The organism is Verrucomicrobiota bacterium (genome assembly GCA_037139415.1).
In the GTDB taxonomy this organism is placed as follows: Bacteria; Verrucomicrobiota; Verrucomicrobiia; order Limisphaerales; family Fontisphaeraceae; genus JBAXGN01.
Genome location: JBAXGN010000006.1, coordinates 39872 through 61812 on the forward strand (window position 1 = coordinate 39872; position 21941 = coordinate 61812).

General features: G+C 56.9%; 21 protein-coding genes and 1 tRNA gene. 16 read left to right on the forward strand and 6 right to left on the reverse strand.

Features of this window, described 5'->3' with window-relative positions:
* Positions 1-885, reverse strand: coding sequence for an NAD(P)-dependent oxidoreductase (locus tag WCO56_02080; GenBank protein MEI7728324.1), 885 nt, complete (start codon positions 883-885; stop codon positions 1-3).
* Between the two features lie 359 nt (positions 886-1244).
* Here WCO56_02080 and WCO56_02085 point away from each other — a divergent pair, with 359 nt between their 5' ends.
* Genes WCO56_02085 through WCO56_02095 form a run of 3 tightly spaced genes read left to right on the forward strand, consistent with a single transcriptional unit; the run spans position 1245 to position 4478 of the window.
* Positions 1245-2288, forward strand: coding sequence for a thiamine pyrophosphate-dependent dehydrogenase E1 component subunit alpha (locus tag WCO56_02085; protein ID MEI7728325.1), 1044 nt, complete (start codon positions 1245-1247; stop codon positions 2286-2288).
* Positions 2285-3250 carry an alpha-ketoacid dehydrogenase subunit beta gene (locus WCO56_02090; protein MEI7728326.1) on the forward strand — a complete coding sequence of 322 codons (966 nt, stop codon included), beginning with the start codon at positions 2285-2287 and terminating at the stop codon, positions 3248-3250. The genes WCO56_02085 and WCO56_02090 overlap by 4 nt, the downstream gene beginning before the upstream one ends.
* A 7-nt stretch (positions 3251-3257) precedes the next feature.
* The gene (locus WCO56_02095; protein MEI7728327.1) at positions 3258-4478 is read left to right on the forward strand and encodes a 2-oxo acid dehydrogenase subunit E2; all 1221 of its coding nucleotides are present in this window, start codon (positions 3258-3260) and stop codon (positions 4476-4478) included.
* Positions 4479-4530: 52 nt separating this feature from the next.
* Here the strand turns inward: WCO56_02095 and rpoD are convergent, their stop codons facing one another.
* Entirely contained in the window at positions 4531-6459 is a 1929-nt protein-coding gene (rpoD, locus tag WCO56_02100) for an RNA polymerase sigma factor RpoD (GenBank protein MEI7728328.1), read from the reverse strand.
* Positions 6460-6772: 313 nt separating this feature from the next.
* Between rpoD and WCO56_02105 the strand changes: the two genes are divergently transcribed.
* The 6 genes from WCO56_02105 to gcvH all read left to right on the forward strand — a co-directional run bounded on the left by WCO56_02105 (position 6773) and on the right by gcvH (position 10646).
* Entirely contained in the window at positions 6773-7009 is a 237-nt protein-coding gene (locus tag WCO56_02105) for a hypothetical protein (GenBank protein MEI7728329.1), read from the forward strand.
* The gene (locus tag WCO56_02110) at positions 6994-7446 is read left to right on the forward strand and encodes an exosortase system-associated protein, TIGR04073 family (protein ID MEI7728330.1); all 453 of its coding nucleotides are present in this window, start codon (positions 6994-6996) and stop codon (positions 7444-7446) included. The genes WCO56_02105 and WCO56_02110 overlap by 16 nt, the downstream gene beginning before the upstream one ends.
* A 54-nt stretch (positions 7447-7500) precedes the next feature.
* Entirely contained in the window at positions 7501-8382 is an 882-nt protein-coding gene (gene ispE, locus WCO56_02115; GenBank protein MEI7728331.1) for a 4-(cytidine 5'-diphospho)-2-C-methyl-D-erythritol kinase, read from the forward strand.
* A 51-nt stretch (positions 8383-8433) separates the two neighbouring features.
* Complete coding sequence (locus WCO56_02120; protein ID MEI7728332.1) at positions 8434-8967, forward strand: tetratricopeptide repeat protein; 534 nt, start codon at positions 8434-8436, stop codon at positions 8965-8967.
* Between the two features lie 75 nt (positions 8968-9042).
* Positions 9043-10203, forward strand: coding sequence for a glycine cleavage system aminomethyltransferase GcvT (gene gcvT / locus WCO56_02125; protein ID MEI7728333.1), 1161 nt, complete (start codon positions 9043-9045; stop codon positions 10201-10203).
* 56 nt (positions 10204-10259) lie between these two features.
* Positions 10260-10646 (forward strand): glycine cleavage system protein GcvH, encoded by a 387-nt coding sequence (gene gcvH / locus WCO56_02130; protein ID MEI7728334.1) that lies wholly within the window; start codon positions 10260-10262, stop codon positions 10644-10646.
* A 22-nt stretch (positions 10647-10668) separates the two neighbouring features.
* Here the strand turns inward: gcvH and WCO56_02135 are convergent, their stop codons facing one another.
* Complete coding sequence (locus WCO56_02135) at positions 10669-12132, reverse strand: sigma-54 dependent transcriptional regulator (GenBank protein ID MEI7728335.1); 1464 nt, start codon at positions 12130-12132, stop codon at positions 10669-10671.
* 12 nt (positions 12133-12144) lie between these two features.
* Positions 12145-13302 carry a type II secretion system F family protein gene (locus WCO56_02140; GenBank protein MEI7728336.1) on the reverse strand — a complete coding sequence of 386 codons (1158 nt, stop codon included), beginning with the start codon at positions 13300-13302 and terminating at the stop codon, positions 12145-12147.
* A gap of 218 nt (positions 13303-13520) precedes the next feature.
* Between WCO56_02140 and WCO56_02145 the strand changes: the two genes are divergently transcribed.
* From WCO56_02145 to sulP, 3 genes are all read left to right on the forward strand, one after another.
* Positions 13521-13596 (forward strand) — tRNA-Ala (locus WCO56_02145).
* Between the two features lie 268 nt (positions 13597-13864).
* Complete coding sequence (locus WCO56_02150) at positions 13865-14359, forward strand: PTS sugar transporter subunit IIA (GenBank protein ID MEI7728337.1); 495 nt, start codon at positions 13865-13867, stop codon at positions 14357-14359.
* Between the two features lie 16 nt (positions 14360-14375).
* A complete protein-coding gene (sulP, locus tag WCO56_02155; protein ID MEI7728338.1) occupies positions 14376-16229 on the forward strand; it encodes a sulfate permease in 1854 nt (617 codons plus the stop codon).
* A 16-nt stretch (positions 16230-16245) separates the two neighbouring features.
* Here the strand turns inward: sulP and WCO56_02160 are convergent, their stop codons facing one another.
* Positions 16246-17889: a glycosyltransferase family 39 protein gene (locus WCO56_02160; protein MEI7728339.1), complete on the reverse strand. Its 1644-nt coding sequence runs from the start codon at positions 17887-17889 to the stop codon at positions 16246-16248.
* A 613-nt stretch (positions 17890-18502) separates the two neighbouring features.
* On the opposite strand from WCO56_02160, the gene WCO56_02165 reads away from it, so the two are divergent.
* Genes WCO56_02165 through WCO56_02180 form a run of 4 tightly spaced genes read left to right on the forward strand, consistent with a single transcriptional unit; the run spans position 18503 to position 21747 of the window.
* The gene (locus WCO56_02165; protein ID MEI7728340.1) at positions 18503-18703 is read left to right on the forward strand and encodes a hypothetical protein; all 201 of its coding nucleotides are present in this window, start codon (positions 18503-18505) and stop codon (positions 18701-18703) included.
* Positions 18704-18717: 14 nt separating this feature from the next.
* Positions 18718-19158: a hypothetical protein gene (locus tag WCO56_02170; protein MEI7728341.1), complete on the forward strand. Its 441-nt coding sequence runs from the start codon at positions 18718-18720 to the stop codon at positions 19156-19158.
* Positions 19155-19847, forward strand: a complete 693-nt coding sequence (locus tag WCO56_02175; GenBank protein ID MEI7728342.1) for a hypothetical protein — start codon at positions 19155-19157, stop codon at positions 19845-19847. Before WCO56_02170 ends, WCO56_02175 begins: the two co-directional genes overlap by 4 nt.
* 16 nt (positions 19848-19863) lie before the next feature.
* Positions 19864-21747: an SIR2 family protein gene (locus WCO56_02180; protein MEI7728343.1), complete on the forward strand. Its 1884-nt coding sequence runs from the start codon at positions 19864-19866 to the stop codon at positions 21745-21747.
* A gap of 17 nt (positions 21748-21764) precedes the next feature.
* Here WCO56_02180 and WCO56_02185 read toward each other — a convergent pair whose 3' ends face one another.
* Complete coding sequence (locus WCO56_02185) at positions 21765-21887, reverse strand: hypothetical protein (protein ID MEI7728344.1); 123 nt, start codon at positions 21885-21887, stop codon at positions 21765-21767.
* Positions 21888-21941 lie beyond the last annotated feature (54 nt).

Below are 21941 nucleotides of genomic sequence, written 5' to 3' on the forward strand. Positions count from 1 at the left end.
TTAAATCGGTTTTTCGCCCAGCACGATGCCGACACCTTCCCTGACGCCCACGGTGTAAATGCCCAGCCGGGTGTTGATTTTGTTTAGATTATAGGTGGTGTTCGCCGGACGCGGAGCGATGGAGGGGAAAAAAGAGGAGGGGACTGGTTGGATGAGGGACCGCGGCGCCTTTACGGCATCCGCGACCGCATAGGCGAAATCAACGGTGGGAATAATATCCTTCCCGGCGACGTTGAAAATCTCGCCATAAGCCTGTTGGCGGATCGCTTCCCAAACCACTTTGGCGCAGTCCGCGTTATATAACGGCTGGGTGATGATATCATTGACCACCTGGCAGGTTTGTCCGGCGCGGAACTTATCGCGCCATACGGTCACCCAGTTACCCCGGCGACCTTGATTGGGGATGCCATACATCAAGATGGGCCGGATAATGATCCAATCTATCTTGCTGTATTTCACGGCATACTCCGCCCCGGCCTTCGAGATGCCATAATAGTTTATGGGCGATAACAAATCATCATCCGAATACGGGGCCTTGTGTCCGTCAAAGACGGCGTTGGTGGAGATATTGACCAGCTTGCAGTTAATATCCGCGCACAATTTTATCAAATCAATGGTGGCGCTCAGGTTGATGTTGATCGCCTCATGGTGGTTCTTTTGGGCGTAATCAACATTACCGATGGCCGCGCAATGAATGATGATGTCCGGCTTGATGCTGTAGATTAAATCCAGTCCGGCTCCCGTGGTCAGATTAAGGCTGTACCAGTTGCCAATGGCGTCGGGATGGTGATTGCAGGTGAATTTGTGTAATTCATGCTCGGCGGGCGCTAATGCGATTAACGCCTTGCCAAGCAATCCTGCCGCGCCGGTGATTACGATTTTCACGTGGGTGGTTTGAATTAACGAATCAATGCTTCCGCTTCGCCACCCGGTGGTCCGCCACTTCGGTGCGTTGCTGCTGCGTTACGGTATGCTGTCTGGTCGCCATTGTGTGCCAATTACCAAAAATGCGGATGCCGCAATTCTGGGCATCCCGGTTAGTGATGGGAAGGTGCGAGTGTCACGGCCTCGGGGTTTCGTCACCCGAGGTGCTGTGGGGCAAGCGCGGCACTTCCCGTTCACGATCCGGTTGGCAAACTAGCTTTGTCCTGATCGGGCGTCAATTCCAAACTCTAAAGCTGGGAGTTGCGGTTGGTTTGAAGAAACGATTGCGGATTGCTGGAATTCCCCTTAAACTTCACTTTATGCAAGGTTCGAGTGGCGCATCCACCAACGCTGGCCCCGAGGCAGCGCGACAACGGTACCTCCAGGCATATCGCTGGATGTGCCTGGCGCGGGTATTGGAAGAAACCATGGCCAGTTTGTATCGCGGCGGGGCGATCCATGGTGGCGTGTTCATGGGGCGCGGCCAGGAGGCGCTCAGCGTGGCGCTGGGCATCCGTCTCAAACGCGGGGATGTCTATGCCCCTTTGATCCGGGATCAGGCGGGACGCCTGGCCTTTGGCGAAACCGTTCTGGACGCGCTGCGCACCGCTTTGGGTTCTGCTGCCGGGCCGATGCGCGGGCGCGACGGGAATGTCCACCGTGGACGCCCGCGGGAGGGACTCTACCCGATGATCAGCCATTTGGGGGCCATGATTTCAGTGGTCAGCGGGGCGCTGATGGCCCGGCGGATGATCGGTGAAGCCGGGGTCGTGGGGGCGACGTGCATTGGGGATGGTGGCACTTCCACTGGCGCGTTTCACGAGGCCATGAACCAGGCCACAGTGGAAAAGTTACCCCTGGTGGTTGTGATTGCTGATAATCAGTACGCCTATTCCACCCCCGCCAGCAAGCAATACGCCTGCCGTTCTTTGGTGGATCGGGCGATTGGCTATGGGTTGAAGGGGGAAGTGGTGGATGGCACCGATCTGGCCGCTTGTCTTGAAATGATCGGCGGGGCGGTGGAACGCGCCCGGGCCGGGCAGGGGCCGCAGATGATTGTCGGACACCTGCTGAGATTGTGCGGCCACGGCGAGCATGATGATGCCAGTTATGTGGACCCGGCGCTGAAACAATCCGCCGCTGGTCGCGATTGTCTTAAAGTCGCAGAAGACTATCTATGCCAACAAGATATGGCGACGCGGGAAGAGATTGACCGTTGGCGGGTGGAAGCCGTAAAGCAAGTGAATGCGGCGGTGGCCGTGGTGCAGCGCGAAAGCGCGCCGGATCCGTTCCGCGAGGAATGGTGTGCACTATCCAACCGGCGATTGTTGGACCTGCAACACAATGGAGGGCTGGCGACATGAGCATCACGTATCTGGAGGCGATCCGCAGCGCCATGGCAAAGACTTTGGCGGATGATCCGCGGGTTTTTATCTACGGTCAGGATGTCGGCCAGTTGGGTGGCGCATTCAAGGCCACCAAAGGACTTCAAAAAGAGTTTCCCGGGCGGGTGATGGACGCGCCCATTAGTGAGGATGCCATCTTGGGGTCTGCCATCGGTGCCGCGATTGAGGGGATGCGGCCGATCATCGAGATTCAATTTGCGGATTTTTCCACGGTGGCCTTCAACCAGATTGTGAACCAGGCCGCCACGTTGTACTGGCGCACCGGGGTGCCTTGCCCGATTGTGGTGCGGTTGCCCAGCGGTGGCACTTCCGGCAGTGGTCCGTTTCACAGCCAGAACCTGGAATCCATTTATGCCCATTTTCCCGGGCTGATTGTGATGACCCCCGCCACGGTGGAGGACGCCTACAGCATGTTGATTGAGGCGGTGGCTATTGATGATCCGGTGATTTTCTGCGAACACAAGTTTCTCTATTATCATCTAAAGGCGGCCAAACTGCCCACGGAGGCGTTGCCGGTGGGTAAAGCCCGGATTGCGCGGCCGGGCCGGGATCTTACGCTGGTGACCTTTAGCGCCATGCTGCATGAGGCCCTGGCGGTTGCCGAGGAGTTTGCCACGGAAGGGACGGAACTGGAAGTGGTGGATCTGCGCACGGTCAAGCCTTTGGACACGGATACGATCATTGCCTCTGTGGCGCGCACGGGGCGGCTGCTGGTGGTGGGCGAGGGCTGGCCTTGGGGTGGGGTCACCGCCGAGGTCGTGGCCCGGGTCGCCACGGAAGGTTTTGGATTATTGGATGCTCCGCCCCAGCGACTTACCGCCAAAGATACCCCGGTGCCGTTTCACCCCAACCTTTGGGCGGCGCACCGGCCCACCGCTCGCAGCATCGCCGCCGCTGTTCGTAACTTATTAAAACTCTAAACGAACCATGCCGCAAATTCCCATTATCATGCCGCAACTGGGCGAGTCCATCGCCGAGGCGACCATCATTCAACTGTTGGTGCCGGCTGGCGCCGAGGTCGAGATGCACCAGGACGTGCTCGAGGTCGAAACCAGCAAGGCCACCACGACGGTGACCAGCCCCTGCCGGGGACGCATCGTCAAATGGCAGGTGCAGTTGAACGAGAGTTATCCGGTCGGCGAAACGCTCGGGTATGTGGAGGCCACCCAAGAGGAGATCGCCTCCCAAGGACTCGATAATCCCAAACCGGAAGTGGAACAGTCGCCGATTGATCATCCCGCTGCCCAAGCCGTTCCAATACCGGCTTTGGATGGCCCCCCAGTTGTGCGCCGTTCGGTGGAACCGCGGATCAAGGGATTACCCGTGCCCGCCAGCGCCGTGGGTGCCAGCTACATGTCTCCGCGGCTCAAGGCCCGGATGCAGGAACTGGGATTACACGCGGCGGATATGGCGGGGATTGCCGGGAGCGGCGCCGGTGGCCGGGTGACGATTGAAGATTTTGAGCGCTACATCGCGCACTTGGAAAAACAGAAGCTGACCGAGGCATCATCCATGCGCGTGGCGGTGGCGGATGCCATGCGGCGGAGTTGGACGCGCCCGATCGCCACCGTGGGGGTCATGGCGGAGTTGGATAACTTGTTGGAACACCGCAAGCGCTTCAACCCGAGGCCCGGCCCGGCTTTGTACGCGCTCCGTGCCCTGGCGCGCGCGCTCTCCGAAGATCGCGCTCCGGCGGGACGCCTGGTGGGCAGCAAAATCGTGCATCCGCCGGCCATTGACATTGGTTTTGCGGTGGAAGCGGAAGACGGTGTGTTGGTGCCGGTGATTCGCAACGCCGACCGTCAATCGTTGCGCGAACTTGGGCCGATCTACAATCAGCTCGTGGAGCAGGCACGCAAACGCAGCCTGCCGGTACAGGCCACGGGTGGCTCCGTGGCGACGGTAACCAATTTCGGTACCTTTGGCTTGGTTTGGGCAACGCCCATCCCGCTGCCGGAACAAACCTTGGTGTTGGGCTTGGGTGTGGGTCGCAAAATGCCGAAATGGGATGAAGCGACCCAACAATTCCTGCCGGCGACCTGTGCCTACTTGACCTTGAGTTTTGACCATCGGGTACTGGATGGCGGAGCGGCGGGGCGGTTGCTTACCCGCGTGGTTGCCCTGATGGAAGAGCCGGAGCAGTTATAAAAAAACCGGCGGAGTCGCCTCCGCCGGGTCTTAAATTCGGGGTTTTAACCAATCAAGAAGCCGTCGCTGCTGCTGCTGCCGCTGGAGCCGTCGTAGCCGCAGCTTCGGATGTCTCGATGAAACCCTGCAGTTGGCGCAACCGGGTGGGGTGACGCATCTTGCGCAACGCTTTGGCTTCGATTTGGCGGATGCGCTCACGAGTGACCTTGAACTGTTTGCCCACTTCTTCCAAGGTGCGTGAATAACCATCTGCCAGGCCAAAGCGTAATTCCAGAACCTTGCGTTCACGTTCCGTCAGGCTGGTCAACACATCGTTTAATTTGTCCTTCAACAAACTATAGCTGGTCATGTCCGACGGATTCTCCGCCGCTTTGTCTTCGATGAAATCGCCAAAGTTGGTATCATCGCTGTCGCCGACGGGCGATTGCAGGGAAATGGGCTGTTGCGCCATCTTCAAGACCGCGCGCACACGCTCCACGGGCATCTGCATTTCATCCGCGATTTCCTCCGGTGTCGCCTCGCGTCCGAAATCCTGCACCAACTGCTTTTGCACGCGCATCAGCTTGTTGATGGTTTCGATCATGTGTACCGGAATGCGGATCGTGCGCGCCTGATCGGCAATGGAGCGGGTGATGGCCTGGCGAATCCACCAGGTGGCGTAGGTCGAAAATTTGTAACCGCGGCGGTATTCAAATTTTTCCACGGCTTTCATCAGGCCCATGTTGCCTTCCTGAATGAGATCCAGGAACGACAGGCCCCGGTTGGTGTATTTTTTCGCGATGGAAATCACCAGCCGCAAGTTCGCCTCGACCATCTCGGTCTTGGCCTGCATGGCTTTGCGCGAGAAGTGCTGCAACTGCTTGAACGCATCGCTGTATTGGGCCCCATGCATGCGCACCAGTTCTTCCAGCGACTGTATTTTCCGTTGCTCGGATTGAATGATGGCGGCGAATTGCGGATTTTTTTTCTGCGCTTCAAGCTCGCGAATGGCGCGCCAGCCGCTTTGGAATTTGTCGTGGATGTTTTCCGCTACCTGGGACATCTCTTCAACGACCTTTTGCTTGTAAAAAAACTTGGGAAACGTGGCTTGCAGCCGGGCATCCGCGCGTTTCAAATCCTTTTGCGTCTTCTCCTGCTTGTTTTTTTGCACGCTGGTCTGCAACTCGGCGTATTTATCGTCCACGGTCTGGTCCATGAGGCGCACGGTCTTCACCAGCCGGCGCAAATCCTTGAGGTGGTTTTCGCGGCCTTCAATTTTTTTATCCACAATCACCCGGTCAAACCGTTCCTTGGGTGGTTCGGAAATCAATTTTTCTGCCAGCGCGATGTGCTCTTTGCCTGCGAAGCCGAAACTGTAAACGACTCGTTTGACTTCGTTTTCGGCGTCCTCGATGCGTTTGGAAATTTCCACTTCCTGCTCGCGGGTCAGCAGCGGCACCTGGCCCATCTGCTTGAGGTACATGCGCACCGGGTCGTCCAAAATGTCCAGTCGGCTCTTATCCTCCTCTTCCTCAGGCTCGGGTTGTTTGACCCGGTCCACCTCGGCCTGGTCCACAATTTCAATCTCCAAGGTGCGCAGCCGGGTGTAGATGTCATCCAGCTCATCGGGATTCACCACCGATTCCGGGAGCACATCGTTGATATCACCATAGGTGAGGTAACCCTGTTCCTGCGCCAGCCGTACCAGTTCCTTGACCTTTTCGGTCAGATCAACGCCGGATTGGCTCTTAAAGTGACTGATATGGGAAGCGTTATCGGCGGTGGCAAATGTGACCGCGCGGGCGTGCGCTTCGGCCATTTGCTCTTCCGTCATGTGTTCCGCAACCACCGGTTTGCCCTTGGCGTCCAGCAAGACCGCCTTGGAGACGGCCTTAGGAGCGATTTTGGATGCCACCTTGGGCGCATCCTTTGGGGCGACCGCTTTGGGCGCCTTTTCAGGCGCGGCTTTAGCGGGTTTTGGCGCGACCACTGGATGTTTCAAATCGGGTTTCTGTGCTAGCTTCTTAGCCTTAGTTTTTACCATATATCTATCTGATTCTCTACACGTACCGAGTGTTTACAAAAAGAGCAGAAAACCATGCCACCAGCCCGGTCATAAGTCAACTGGTTATCCCATATTTTTTCGTTGCCGCAAAAATAGGACGGTGCGGGATTTTGCCTTGCTTGCGGGCTACTTTGGTTAGGCGCGGACCAACGTAAGCGTGTCACACATCAAAGGAGGCACGAAAATGGCATGCATTTGACATCGCTGTGTGTGGGGGGATTCATGGGAACACGTACGGTTTTTGGACACCATGAGCAACTACCCAATCAAATTGCGTCCGGAGTTTCAATCCTGGATGAAATCAGTCAGGTCATCTTCGATTTTGATGCCACCCTCTGCTGGCGGCGGCTTGCCGGCTTCGTTGGCAGCCATAATGCAGATATTGCTGGGCACGGCTGAAAACAAAGTAGTGCCAATGATAAAAAAGGTGCTTTACAAGCAGACGATCTTGGGTACTATTTTTGAAAATTTATGCGATCTCGTTTAATTTGGTTGTCAGTGATGGCGGCTTTGGCGGCGGCCATGACCGGTTGTTCCGGCCCGGAAAAGAAGCTGGGACGCGGGTTGACTAACGCGGGTGAAATCACCCGGTTGGGTGAATTCCGCCGATCCATGGAGCAGACCGCGCTGTTCAATGGGCCGGAGGCCGCCTATTCCACCGGTGCCATTCGTGGTCTTAACCGCACCTTGGTGCGCACGGGGATCGGGCTTTATGAAATCATCACGTTCCCGTTGCCCAGCTATGAACCCACGATGAAGCCATACGCCACTGGAAAATACTCGGTCAATCCGGCGTATCCAGACAGCTTCCGCCCCGGCTTGATCGAAGATACGACGTTTTCGCCGGATACCTCGCTGGGTTTTGGCGGTGGCGATGTCGTGCCGTTTATTCCTGGCAGCCGGTTCCGGGTGTTTGACAACTAAGCAACCCCCTTTTCATGGGCGCCAGCGTGGCACGTTGGCGCCTTTTTTATTTCCATGCGCGTTTCCCTCGCTTCTCCCTGCAAGGTCAACCTGATCTTGAACATCCTCGGCAAGCGGCCGGATGGATTTCATGAACTCGAAACCGTGATGCAACCCGTGCCGCTGCACGATGGCTTGCATTTTGAAACGGCCAGCCACAGCGTGGCCTTGACCTGCGATCATCCTGACTTGCCCACCGGCCCTGATAATTTGGTGCATCGTGCCGCCACCGCATTTTTGGCTGAGGCGGGCATTACCGGGGGCGTGCGCATTCATCTGGAAAAGCGGATTCCCATGGCTGCCGGCCTGGGCGGCGGCAGCGGTAATGCGGCGACCACCCTGCTTGGGTTGAATCAACTTTTCGGCCAGCCGTTGAAGGCGCAACAACTTCACGCGCTCGCGGCGGCGCTGGGGTCGGATGTGCCCTTCTTTCTCCAAACCAACCCGGCGCTGGCCACCGGGCGGGGGGAAAAGGTCGAGTCTTTGGAGACTTTTCCGGTACTGAACCAGTTGGCGCTGCTTTTGATTCATCCCGGTTTCGGCATTGCCACCGCTTGGGCCTATAGGGAGTTGGCACGTTTCCCCGAGGCGCTTCAGGGTCGTCCGGGGCGCGCCCGCCACTTGATTTCGCTCCTGCGCCAGGGGGATTTGCGGGCGGCCAGCGCCGAATTTTATAATTCCCTGGAAGCTCCCGCTTTGAACAAATACCCGGTGCTGGGCTTATACCAGGAATTCTTGAAAGCGCACGGTGCGGTGGCCAGTTTGATGTCTGGCAGCGGTTCCACCACGTTTGCCCTGATCCCCACCGTGTCCCAAGCCAGGGAGGTGGAGGATCAGTTCAAAGCCCGGTTTGGCACGGCCGGGTGGACGGCGGTGGTGGCGTTGTCCGGCACCTGAATTTTGGTGGTCTCTCGGTTCCGGTATCGTCCGCCCAATATTTATTTTGCCATGAGTTGCCCGCCAAACGAGTTAACGGTACCGCCGCCCGATCGTCATTATCTGGATGCCACGGTGGGTTGGCTGATGCTCGGCAATTACCCGGAAGCGTGGGGGGAATTTCAACAGATCGCGCCCGGCTTTCGTCAGCATCCCGAGGTGCTCGAAACGGAATGGCGGCTGTTGGCGGCGGAGAAACGCTGGGAAGACAGTCTGCGCGTTGCCGGGCAGTTGATTCAGCTTTATCCCGCAGACGTCTCCGGTTGGATTGATCGTTCCTTTGCCCTGCATGAACTCAAGCGCACCCGGGATGCCTGGGAGCACTTGCTGCCGGTGGTGGATCGCTTTCCGAACGAACCCGTCATCCCGTACAACCTGGCCTGCTACGCCTGTCAAATGGGTGATTTTGCGGTGGCCCGCCGCTGGTTGAAGCGGGCCTTTGAGCTGGAAAAGCAGATGGAGAGCAAGGTGTTTCGTGGCGGGCAGGCGTTGGATGATCCCGATCTCCAGCCATTATGGAATGAAATTCCGGACCTGTTGGAGTAGGGGCGGATGCGGCGGGTTGGATACGGTGGAATTTTCGCATTGAGTTTTCCGATTTTGGTGGCACTAATTACTTCCATGTTGAAACGCACACCGTTGTTTGCGGCCCACCAAAAACTGGGGGGCAAGTTAATTGAGTTCGGCGGCTGGGAAATGCCAGTCCAATACACCAGTATTATGGACGAGCACCATTGCGTCCGGCGCGCGGCGGGGTTGTTCGATATCAGCCACATGGGCGAAGTGCTTGTCGGGGGGCCCGGAGCGGTGGATTTCCTCAATGGCGTGTTGACCAATGATCTCCGCAAACTCGAGGTGGGGCAGGGGCAGTACACGCTGATGTGCAACGAGCAGGGTGGCGTGTTGGACGACCTGTATGCGTATCGGGTGGGCGAACGGGATTATTGCCTGATCGTCAATGCCTCCCGGATTGAAGTGGATGTGGCCTGGTTGGTGGCGCAGTGGGATAAGTTTCCGCGCCGCGCCATTGTGAAATTGGAGAATGTTTCGGCCAAAGCCGGGGCGGTGGCCGTGCAAGGTCCACGCGTGGCGGAATTTGTGGATGCCTGTTTCCCGGGGCCCTCCCAGGGTGGCCGGTCCGTGGCCCGCGCCACGGAATTAAAGAAAAACCAAGTCACCCGGTTTGAAAGCCGGGGCATCCCGATCTGGGTCGCACGCACGGGATACACCGGGGAGGATGGCTTCGAGGTGTTCACCGCCACTGGATTGATTGAACAAATCTGGAACAAGCTGCTCGAACTGGGCAAGCCGTTCGGCATTAAACCGACGGGCCTGGGCGCGCGGGACACGTTGCGCACGGAGATGGGGTATCCGTTGTACGGCCACGAGTTGGACGAACAAACCACCCCGATCGAAGCGGGTTTGGGCCGGTTCGTCTCGCTCGATAAAGGGGAGTTCATTGGCCGGGCGGTGCTGGCCGGGCAGGTGGCCGGCGGCATCAAGAAACAATGCGTTGCCTTTCGCATGGTGGACAAGTCGGCGCCGCCGCGCCCGCAATATCCGATCTGGAGCACGGATGGCGCGGCCGCGCCCGTGGGGGTTGTGGTCAGCGGCACGCAAAGCCCGTCCTTGAATGTCGGCCTCGGCATGGGCTATGTCCCGCCCGCCGTTGCCAAACTGGGCACCCGGATTGATATCGAAATCCGTGGCAAACGGTTTGCCGCGGAGGTTGCCGCCAAGCCGCTGTATCAACGCCCCCCCGCCGGACTCCCCCATCGTTGATCCACCAAGGCACATTTTTAATTAATTATTTAACACTGTTTCCCATTAACAAAACTATGAGCAGCAAAATTCCCGCCGACCTGAAATACACCAAATCCCACGAATGGGTGCGCGTCAGTGGCGACCTCGCCACGGTGGGCATCACGGATCACGCGCAACAGGAGTTGACCGATGTGGTGTTCGTGGAACTGCCGGCGGTTGGCCGCACCGTATCCGCAGGCGGCGCCTGTGCGGTCGTTGAGTCGGTAAAAACCGCCAGCGATATTTATTCGCCGGTCAGTGGCGTGGTGGTGGAAAACAACCCGGAGGTCGTGGGGAATCCAGCCTTGGTGAACACCGCGCCCTACGAGGCGGGCTGGTTCTTTAAAGTTAAAATGGCCAAACCGGATGAGGTCAAGGGGCTGATGACCGCGGCCCAATATACGGCTCAGATTGGCGAATGATCCGGCCGGTGCCGGCCCGCCGTCATTCAACCTCGGAGAGTTTTCGGTACAGGGTGGCCAGGCTGATGCCCAGCAGTCTGGCCGTCTGCTCCTTGTCTCCGCCTGCGGCCGCCAAGGCACGATTCAGATACGCGCCTTCCTGTTCGCGGATGAAGTCCTTGAGGGTGCCAAGGGCGGTGCCGGTGGCCGGGGAATTGGCCCTCGCCGGTTGCTGCTCAGCGGAAGTTTTAAGCGAGGCTCCCGTGGACGGAGCCGCGCCGGGCAGGGTGACGGTTTCCGCCAAATCTGCGGAGCCGTTGGTTTTGGGGGCCAGCAGTTGCAGCGTTCCCGGCAAATCGGCGACCTGGATGGTCTCCGTTTCGCTCAAGGCGCAGGCGCGCTCGATGGCATTCTCCAACTCGCGGACGTTTCCGGGCCACGCATACGCGTTGAACGTTTCCATGGTCGTCCGGGTGATCTGAAAGGGGCGTCCGGTGCGGGCGTGGACTTTGTCGCGCAGAAAATGGCCAACCAGCAAGGGAATATCGTCCATTCGTTCCCGCAGGGAAGGGAGGCGGATGGGGATGACGTTCAGGCGATAATACAAATCCTCGCGGAACGTGCCGTCCTTAAGCCGTTTTTCCAAGGGCTCGTTGGTGGCCGCGACGACGCGCACATTCACATGCACCGGCATGTTATCCCCCACGCGCCGCACTTCCCGCTCCTGCAACACGCGCAACAGGCGGCTTTGCAGCAGCGCGGGCATCGCGCCGATTTCATCCAGAAAGATGGTGCCGCCATCCGCTTCCTGAAACAGTCCTTTCTTATCGTTAATGGCCCCGGTAAACGCGCCTTTGCGATGGCCGAACAACTCGGATTCGAGCAGGTTTTCCGGGAGGGCGCTGCAATTGACCGGCACAAAGGGGGCGAATTGGCGCCGGCTGTTGAAGTGCAGCGCGCGCGCGACCAGTTCTTTGCCCGTGCCGCTTTCCCCCAACAGCAGCACGGTGCTATCCGTGTCCGCCACGCGCTCCACCATTTTATAAACCTCCTGCATTTTTTGCGCGGTGCCAATGATCTGGCTGAATTGGTAGCGTTTGCGGAGTTGTTTGCGCAGAAACAGATTCTCGCTGACGACATCGCCATACGAGAGCGCCCGCTGGACGCACAGCTTCAGGTCATCCAGTTTGAATGGTTTTTCCAGGTAGTCGTAGGCACCCCGTTTCATGGCCTCGACGGCGGTTTCCACCGAGCCAAAACCCGTGATGACAATGACGGTCGCCGGGGGATTCAAGGCGCGGGCTTTTTGGAGAATTTCCAGCCCGTGCGCGCGGGTTTTATCGAGATAGAGATCGGTGATGACCAACTCCGGGGACTGAGCTTCAATGGCCTCCATGGCCGCCGGGCCGTTGCTGAACGGCAATACTTCATGTCCTTCGGCACGAAGCAATTCGGAGACCATCTGCACCATGGTCACTTCGTCGTCCACCAGCAAGACCTTGGCCATGCGCAGCTTGTTTTAATGATTGATGATGTCGCTCATCTTGAAGATGGGCAAAAACATGCAGATCGCAATGCCGCCGACCACCACGCCCAGGAATACGATGAGCAATGGTTCAATGAGCGACGTCAGGCCGCCGAGGGTCGTTTCAATCTCTTCATCCAGAAAATCCGCAATGCGCTCCAGCATGGCGTCCACCTTGCCCGTCTGTTCGCCGGCGGTCATCATGCGGATGATCATCGAGGGGAACAACGGGCTCTTGGCAAACGCGCCCGACATGCTTTCCCCGCGCTCAATATCCGAAGCGGCGGTGCGAATGGCTTTTTCCATGCCCACATGGCCCACCGTGTTGGAGACGATGTTCAACACTTCCAGGATAGGGACACCGCTACGCACCAGGGAGGCGAGAGTCCGGGTGAACCGGGCCAGGCAGATTTTATGGGCGATGCTGCCAAAGATGGGCATTTTAATGCGAATCCGGTCCCAAAACTCACGGCCCGGTTTGGTTTTGATATAAGCCAACCAACCCCAGGTGGCCGCGCCAAGGATACCAGCAATGATGACAATCCAATTTTTGACAAAATCACTGACCTCGATAAGAAATTCCGTCGGCGCCGGCAGTTTGGCGTTGAAGCCGGAGTAAATTTCCTTGAATACGGGCACCACCTTGTAGAGCAGAAAGATCACAATCCCGATGGCGACCGTGGTCACCGCCGTGGGATACATCATGGACGATTTTACCTTTTTTTGCAGGCGGGCCGTATTCTCTTGATACGTGGCCAGCCGGCCGAGAATTTCCGCGAGCAACCCGCCGCGCTCGCCCGCGCCGACCATGCAGACATAGAGCCGATTGAACGCTTTGGGATGTTTGGAGAGGGCTTCCGAGAAGTTATCGCCGCTTTCCACGCGGGCGGTGACATCCTTGATCACATCGCGCATGACCTTGTTATTGGTCTGCTCCGCGAGCGCCTGGAGGCACTGCACAATGGCCAAACCGGCATCAATCATCGTCGCCAACTGCCGGGTGAAGATCACGAGATCCTCCAATTTGACGCTGCCGCCGGCCGTTTTGCCTTTTTTGGCCACCTTTTCCTGGATATTCACCACCAGGAGATTGCGGTTCAGCAACGCCGCGACGGCCGCTTGCTCGGTCGAGGCATCAATGCTGCCCTTCATCTCTCTGCTTGATGCCGGATCCCGCGCAATATATGTGTATGAAGGCATAAATATCTAATGCCAGTAGCCTAGCAGTGCTGGTCGCAGTGCGCAAGCCCAATCACGGGCTGAATTTTCCGCCGGCAAAAGCTGGACCGCTGCCACCATCGGCAGCGCAAAAAAAGCATAAATATGTTTTGACAAACCGGGGGCCGGCTTTTAAATTTCCCTCTCTGGTTGGGGTCGTAGCTCAGTTGGTAGAGCACCACAATGGCATTGTGGGGGTCACAGGTTCGAATCCTGCCGGCTCCACCAATCAATTTTCGACGGCTTTTTGGACTAACGTCACCCAAGGTCGCCCCTGTTTACAGGGTGAGGCTTTGGGTTTATCTTTTTAGGCAGGTCGAACATTGGCAAGGCTGGATATGGATACTATTTCGATTAGCGCGTCCGATTGGGGCGCAGGCAGGATGCGCGGCATGGTGCCGCAACCAATGTTGGCTCACGCAGTTTCGGTGTTGGTGAGCCGGGTGAGTGTCCACGCCAACACGCAGGCAGACCATGGGGCGAGTATTTACAATTGATGCAAACCATTCTTCCAACCTCCTCCCCTACTTTGGCTGATTTTTCCAGCCCCCGCTTGATGCTTTCGGATTTGCGGGCGACGGATTCCAGCTCGGCGATTGGCGCGCTGGCCCAAGTGCTGGCGGGCGAGGGGTGCGTGCCTGAGGCCGCCGCGTTTACCGAGGCGGTGATGAAGCGCGAGACGGTTTGCAGTACGGTTTTTCCACCTTGTTGGGCGTTGCCCCATGCGCGAATCAAGGCGATTTCACGGGTCACCCTGGCGCTGGGCCGGTTGCAAAAACCGATCAAGTGGGGGGCCGAGGACCTGCCGGTGCGCCTGATCTTTCTGTTTGCGGTGCCGGAAAATGACACCGTGACCTACATGTCCATCATTTCCGCGTTGGCGCGACTCAATGCGGACGCGCGCGCCACCGAATCCTTGCTCAACGCGGCGGACCCATTGGCCGTGCTCGCCCAGGTTCCGCTGCGGAGACCCCGGCCCAGCCGGTCCTGACCGTTTTATACTCTCTATGAAGTTCGACATCGCCTTTCGTCCCAAACTGGTAGATACCATCAAAGGGTATTCTTCCAAGGATTTCGTCCCTGACCTGATTGCCGGCTTGACGGTTGGCATCGTTGCCCTGCCGCTGGCCATGGCGTTCGCCATCGCCTCGGGAGTCAAACCGGAAGCGGGTATTTTCACCGCCGTCATCGCTGGTTTTCTGATTTCCGCGCTGGGCGGCTCCAAAGTCTGCATCGGTGGTCCCACCGGCGCATTCATCGTGATTCTGTACGGGATTGGCATTAAATACGGTCTGGATAACCTGCTGATCTGCACGATGATGGCCGGCCTGCTGTTATTTGCGATGGGGTTGTCCGGCATGGGCACCATGATCAAGTACATTCCCTATCCGGTGACGATGGGGTTCACCAGCGGCATCGCGGTGCTCATTTTTTCCACGCAGATCAAGGATTTCTTTGGCTTGCAGGTGGAAAAAGTGCCTTCGGAATTTTTTGAGAAGATGGCGGTGTTGTATAAACATGTTGGCACGATGGATGTGACCACGTGCGCGCTGGCGGCGCTCTCGCTGCTCATTATTCTCGCCTGGCCCAAAGCCTGGCAGCGCCGCGTGCCGGGTTCCATTGTTGCCCTGGTGTTGGGCACCGCGGCCGTGGCGCTGGTGAATCTGCCTGTGGAAACCATCGGCAGCCGCTTCGGCGGCATTCCCCAGGGGTTGCCTAAACCCCATTTTCCGGAACTTGCCTGGGCCAACATTCAAAACCTGTTTGCGCCGGCTTTGACCATTGCCTTGCTGGCGGCCATTGAATCCCTGCTCTGCGCGGTGGTGGCGGATGGCATGATTGACGACCGCCACGATTCCAATCAGGAACTTATGGCCCAGGGGATCGCCAACATCATCACCCCGCTGTTTGGCGGCATTGCCGCCACCGGCGCCATCGCCCGCACCGCGACGAATGTCAAGAGCGGCGCCCGCACGCCCGTGGCCGGCATCATTCACGCGGGGACCTTGCTGGCCATCATTCTTGTGGCTGCGCCGCTGGCCAAATACATACCCCTGGCGGTCTTGAGCGCGGTGTTGGTGAATGTGGCGCTGCACATGGGCGAATGGCACAATTTTGGGCGTCTGCCCAAGTGGCCGCGCTCGGATGCCCTGGTGTTTCTCAGCGCCTTTGTGCTCACGGTCATTGTGGATCTGACCGTCGCGGTCGAAATCGGCATGGTGCTGGCGGCGCTGTTGTTCATCAAGCGCTCCTCGGAAACGACGCAGATCACCGCCGTGGACGAAACCACGGAAACCGAGGGTTCGCAGCATTCCCTCGTTGGCAAGGAAATTCCCAAAGGGGTGATGATTTACCGCATCTTTGGCGCGTTCTTTTTTGGGGCGGCGGATAAGTTGGAAAGCGCGCTCAAGCGCCTCAAGGAGGAGCCCGAGGTGTTGATTCTGCGCATGCGCAAGGTGGTGGCCATGGATGCCACGGGGTTGAACGCGCTCGAGGATTTGTACGAGCGATTACGTAAAAAAGGCAAACACATCATTATTAATGCGCCTCATACCCAACCCTTGATGGTTATGGAAAAAGCCGGGTTCATTGAGCGGTTGGGACCGGAAAACGTCTGTCCCGATGTGGATACCTCGTTGGCGCGCGCGCGTGAAATTCTGGGCTTGCCTCCGGTGGTGGTGCCGCCCGATCCGTTGCACAAGGAAAAACAAAATCTGGAAGCGGTGCGGGCGGAGTTAGCCTCGGCCTTGAAGCGGGTGGATGGGGTCCTGGAATCGCCCTCGCTGAATCGCTCCCTGGGTGAGCTGCCCGCCCGCGACAGCTCGGCGTCGGCAGATGGTTCCAGCCCCGTGCCAAAGTAAATTGCGGATTGTGAAATCAGGGGCCGGCTTTTTTATAAACGCGGAACACGGTCCGGTTCAGGCGTTGCTGCTCCCAGATCAGCTTCCACGGACCTGCTGGCAGCAGGGCTGGATCAAGCCGGCTCGCGTAATTGACTTGGAGAAAGAAGAAGGCGCAATTGCCAATGTCATTCTTTTTGACTTCCACCCGCCGGGTTTTAATCCCGGCATAATAATGGAGCATGGCGCGTTCCGTGTCATCGATTCCACGGCTGGCCACCAGGCTGCCGGCCGGCAAGATTTCCCGCAAGGGACTGAATAGGCCGCGGTAACTATTCCGGGCGTTTTGCATGGGCAGAAACAAGGTCATAAGCAGGAGGTACGCGCCGATTGCCCCTGCCGTATAGTTCAGGACCAGCGCCAGCGTATCGGTGCGGTCCGTCTGCCAGAAGCGCCACGCCAGCAGGAGGGTGGCGAACAGGGCAAGCGCGAATGGGATTGCATGGAAGGCAGGTTGGTACGCGTTGAACCCGGCGTACACGTTGGCCCATAGCGGGGCGGGGACCTGCCACAATTCGGCCAGCCAGCCCCCCCAAAGCGCGACGAAGACCACACCGAAAAACACGGTAAGCAGGAGGTGCGCCCGGCGAATCCAAGTTTCTGGAATGAAGTCGAAGGCCTTGGCCCCGGCGAGTGCCAGCAGCAGAACGATGGGCTGGGCGTACAGCAGGCGCGCGTCACTGGCCATGGATAGGACGCCCAGAATGACCACCAAGGGTAATAGGGTCAGTTGCAGATCCACGCGTTGCCAGATTTCCCGGCGCCCACGCCACCACGTCCAGAGCGCGAACGGGAGTGCGGGCAGCGTGAAATTCGGCAGGTTTCGCAGATAGAAAAACGATTCATTCGGCGGCCCCAGGTGGCCGGTGCCGCTTTTGACTCCCAGGAAACGTCCGAAATTATTCACCCAGAACCATTGGTGAAACAGTTCGGGGGAACGGGCGTAAAGCAGGGTTGGCCAGAGGATCACCCACGGCAACGCTGCCAGGGCCATGCCCGCGAGCAGGCGCAGGTAATTGCGCGTGCGCCAGGTGCGAAACAACACCGGTAGCAGCAGGGTGGAGGCCCCGATCAATCCCGGACCGATCAGGCCTTTGGCCATCAGCGCAACCCCAACTCCGGTTCCCGCCACGATCCCGCCCAGCCAGGGCCGTCGCTGGCTGAGCGCCAGTCCGCAAAACCCCAGGGCAAACCCGCTGAGCAGCGCCATATCCGTGATCAGCATGTGAAAATTGTGCAGGGTGGCGCCATTGCCGATCAGCAGCAGCGCCGCCAGCCAGGCTTTGCCGGGGCCATACAACTCCCGTGCCGCCACCAGCAGTGCCACCAAGGTGATGGCGTGAAAGAACAACAACGCCAGGCGCGCCCCTTCGTGGAGCGCGAGCAACGGGGAGAAAACTTTGGCGGTGAGCGCTGCCAGGGCGTAAAGCAGCGGCGGTTTCTCCATGAACGGTTCCCCCGCCAGGGTCGGCACCACCACATCCCCGCTTTCCACGATCGAGAGCACCATGCCAAAGCTATAGGTTTCATCCGGCTTCCACGGGTCACGGCCAATCGTGCCTGGAAAAATCCAGGCCGCCAGCAGCAGGCTGAGGAGCCCCAAGTTCAACCAATTTCGCATGGCTTCAGTCTGGCAAAATCAGGGTTAAGTCGCCAATAAAAAAAGTCGAGCGCCCCCGCTAGCGCAGGGCTGCATCCAGCTCGGTTTGGTTCGAGCTGGAAGCGGCGGCTCGGATGTTCCCAGTGCCGCGGAATCACCCGGAATAAAGTAAAGCGATTAAGTTGATTCCCTCAGCCGGATAATGAAAATCCTCTCCCCGAGGGAGAGTAGCACTGTTGGGTATTGCACAACGGTCATTCAAGGTCTTATTTACTCAAAAATCGAACATCAAGTCCAGTGCTTAAATCGTTGTATTGGAATAGTATTCGCAATAACCGATGCATGTGTTAGAGTATCCAGGAGAATTATACGCACATCCATTAACACTGATCCACAGGAAATATTCACTGGGTTTTGCACAAACCATTGCAATGATCAAGCAAACTCAATTTCACACATTACTTTCTCCGTGTATTCCTTGGTTAGTCCTTTTGGTTCCAGTTCTACCGGGCTGGATTTCTTGCGCCTGGTCGGTATTCGATTTTTGGACTTTGGATTCGATCCTTACTCACAACTCTGCTTCCTCCTCACCTGTCATTGACACTCCATCTGCCGCCAGCTACTTTTTCCACCTATGAGCGTCCAATTGAACCGTGAGGAGCAGAGCCTTCGCGCCGAAATCGAGGTTCGCGTTGAAAAAGCCCGGCAAGCTTTTGCCAAGTCGCATATCAGTGATGAAGTAGCGTTGTGGATTTCGGAGGCCGGTAAAAAAGCCCATCGCCTGCACCTGATGCTAAAAAACGTGGTTTGGAGCCCAAGCACCACGCTTACATGATCAAGAACCGGGGTATGCAGCCGGACAATCCCGATTATTACCAGCACTTCCACCCGCTGGAGGATTTGCTCAAGTTTTTGGAAGATCCATCAGCCAATGACGATCCGGTTGACCAAACCATTGGCGGATCTTTCACCTTCCGCGTTTACTCCCGACGCTGGAAACGCGAAGACCAATATAGAATCAAGCGTACTGCCGACGGCTGGGAAGTCGCCCATATCGCCATCAATGGTCCGTGCGACAAGGGAGGCAAACCCTTTCTTTTCCGGAATTTTGATCAAGATTCCATTCAGTATCCTGCTGGTCTCGCCGGCTGGCTTGAGTGGCTCTGGACGCGGGCGTCCGAAGATGGCCTTTCCAAAGACGCCGTGCAACAGGCCATTAATCAACTCGCCGCCTGGGTGTCCGCCACTGAAAAAGGCTCTCCACAAGGAGGCGTCTGGAAAGGATATTGATGCGACCAGCTTCAAAATACGGCGTTGTCACCTTCCTCGACGTGCTTGGGTGGAAGGGTGTTTACGACCGCCACCCCGATGCTATTGACAGCCTCGCCCGCCTCATTGAAGGGGTCCACGCCCGCGCCACCGAAAAACAGCGCGGGCGCATACTAGGTGAAGTCCTGGTGAAAAGCATTTCCGACACCATAGCCATGTTCACCTTCTGCTCGGACACCGAAATTTTGACAACCATTGAGGTCCATGGCGAACTTTGCCAGTGGCTCATTCCGGAGTCCATCGAAGCGGAAATCCCTGTACGTGGGGCTACTGCCTACGGCGAATTTGAGATTCGCGACAACATTTTCGTGGGTAAAGCCGTGGATGAAGCGGCAGCATGGCATGAGCAAGCTGACTGGATTGGCGTCCATCTCCCCCCGCCTGCTGAATACGTTTTCAGTCCCCAAAATCCTTCTGCGGCTTGGCTGCACTACAATCCTCCAAACAAAAACCGGCTTGCTTGGACGTCCCATTGCGTGAATTGGACAGCAGGTTGGCTAAATCGAGATCAGAAAGTAGCCCAAATAAAAGCCAAATTTCGTCGTCTAGGCCCCATCGTTCCAGACATCGCTGCCAAATTCGCCAACACCCTTTCCTTTATTGCTGCTATGTCCGCCCCCAATCTGATCACGCAGCAGAGGAGAGGCTAAGGTCCTATTTCTTGTTATGAGTACTAAATCAGAATTCAACTCGAAGCACCCAGGCGTCCTCGTTTCAACGGAGGAAGCGGTGAGAACGGTCGCTATGCTATTGCAAAAGCGACAGCCCGTTCTGTTTCTTTGCGGGGCAGGCATCTCCTATGCACCACCGGCTTGCGCCCCGCTCTGGCCTTCCCTTCGCGATGGTCTGCTCACTGCATTTTTGCAGCGCCTGGCAAACACTGGACACCTAACCGATGACGAAGTGCGTACAACTCTCGAGTCTGTGGCAAATCTGGCGAAGAAAAACAAGCTATGGATCAAACCGGAAGTCGCGATGCAATGGTTCCACCGCACTTTCCATGATGAATTGTATGGAGCTTTCTCAGTTCTTCAGCAAGGATCTCCAAATTCAAATCATCAGATTCTCGCCGCATTGGCAAAAAACGGATCCATTTCGAGCTTGCTTACAACCAATTTCGATCTGTATTTGGAAAATGCCCTTACCCAGGCGCAGGCGGACTTTAGGATTTTCGTAGGCGAATCACCAACGGTAGATACGTTGTCGTTAACGCACTTTATGCCGGCGACTCATCGCACGGGAGTTTTTCGGCTCGTCAAAGTCCATGGTACTTTGACACACCCAGAAACCATTCAGGTCACACTGGAACAGGTCGGACATCCGTTTTCCCCCATCATCTCTGAACGACTGGCAGGCTTACTTCATGGTATGCATGTGGTTGTCGTCGGCTACAGTGGAAATGACTATGACTTATTCCCCTTCTTGCAGGCGGAAGCCCCCCGGATGGCGTCTCTTATGTGGCTTTGCCGAGAAATCGAGGAGTTGCATCCGGAAGTACCAAAGCTGCGTTGCCCGGTTTGCGTGACGACAGGGGATGTAAATCATTTTTTTCGGAGGATTTCTACGGTTTTGAAACTGGCACCGGTAAGGCAATCAAAGACACTGCACTACCAGCAAAAAATCCCTATTGCCACTGATCTGCTTGAAAAATGGGCATCCAATCGTGACGAGTTGCGCGTGGCATACACGCTGTCTTCGTTTGCCAGGCACATTGGCCTCTCCGAATTCTCCCAGAGCATGTGTCGCATAGGAAAGAATCTCTGCACTGCCTGGGAATGCCGGTTTCTTAACGTCCAGGCACTCGCATTGCGCAGGAAATCACCGAAAGACGCGATGAAACTATATCTTCACGCTGAACACCTGGCACGCTCCTTCAGGAGTGCTGTTCCTGCTACCTACAGCAATATCACAGGCAACATCGGTTCATTATTGCATGAGTCAGGGCGGCATCGGGAAGCGCTTCGGTGGCTGCACATAAGTAGCCGCTGGGCGAAACGGGTGAAGAATAGGCGGACAACATACGACAATAATGACGACATTGGCAATTGTCTGCGGGCAGTAGGGTGTGCCAAAACCGCTGTCCGTTATCATCTCCGAGCCATCCGGCATCACAAAGCGAACAGCAACCTCATCGCCCTGTCACTTGCTCTCAACAATCTGGGACTCGCTTACGAGGACCTAAACAACTATCGAGCAGCTTATCGGGTGTTGACCGAAAGCGTTGGACTCAAGTTCAAGGAAACTGCTGATATTCCAGCCTTGATTCGTGGGCTGCTCGCTCTAGGAATCGCAAGTTCGCGTTTGGGAAAACAGGATGAAGCATTGAAGCATTTTAGAGATGGACTGAAGTTGTCGTCTGTCGTGAAAGACGACGTGACCGCCACTCATATCCAGTACGAACTTTCGGCTCTTTATCACCGGAAGGGCGATAAGACTCTAGCTTGGCGTTGCTTCAATATAGCTGAGCGCATGGCCCGTAGGACACCACTGTGGAACAAAGACCGCTACCGCATGAAGCAGATTAAAGAGATCCAAGTACTATTCCGCTGAATAACCTCGATGCGCAATTACGTTGGAATGCGTGCCGCACCTCCCCCAACCATTTGTAATCCCAGTTCTACTTTTCCAACTCCACGGCGGGAGAAGATGATTGTTAATGCGCTATTTTTTTGTTTTATTGTGATTTTCATTTTTCTTCATTTTCGTCTCGCCTCCATGGGCTGACTTTGGCAGGATGTTGCTAT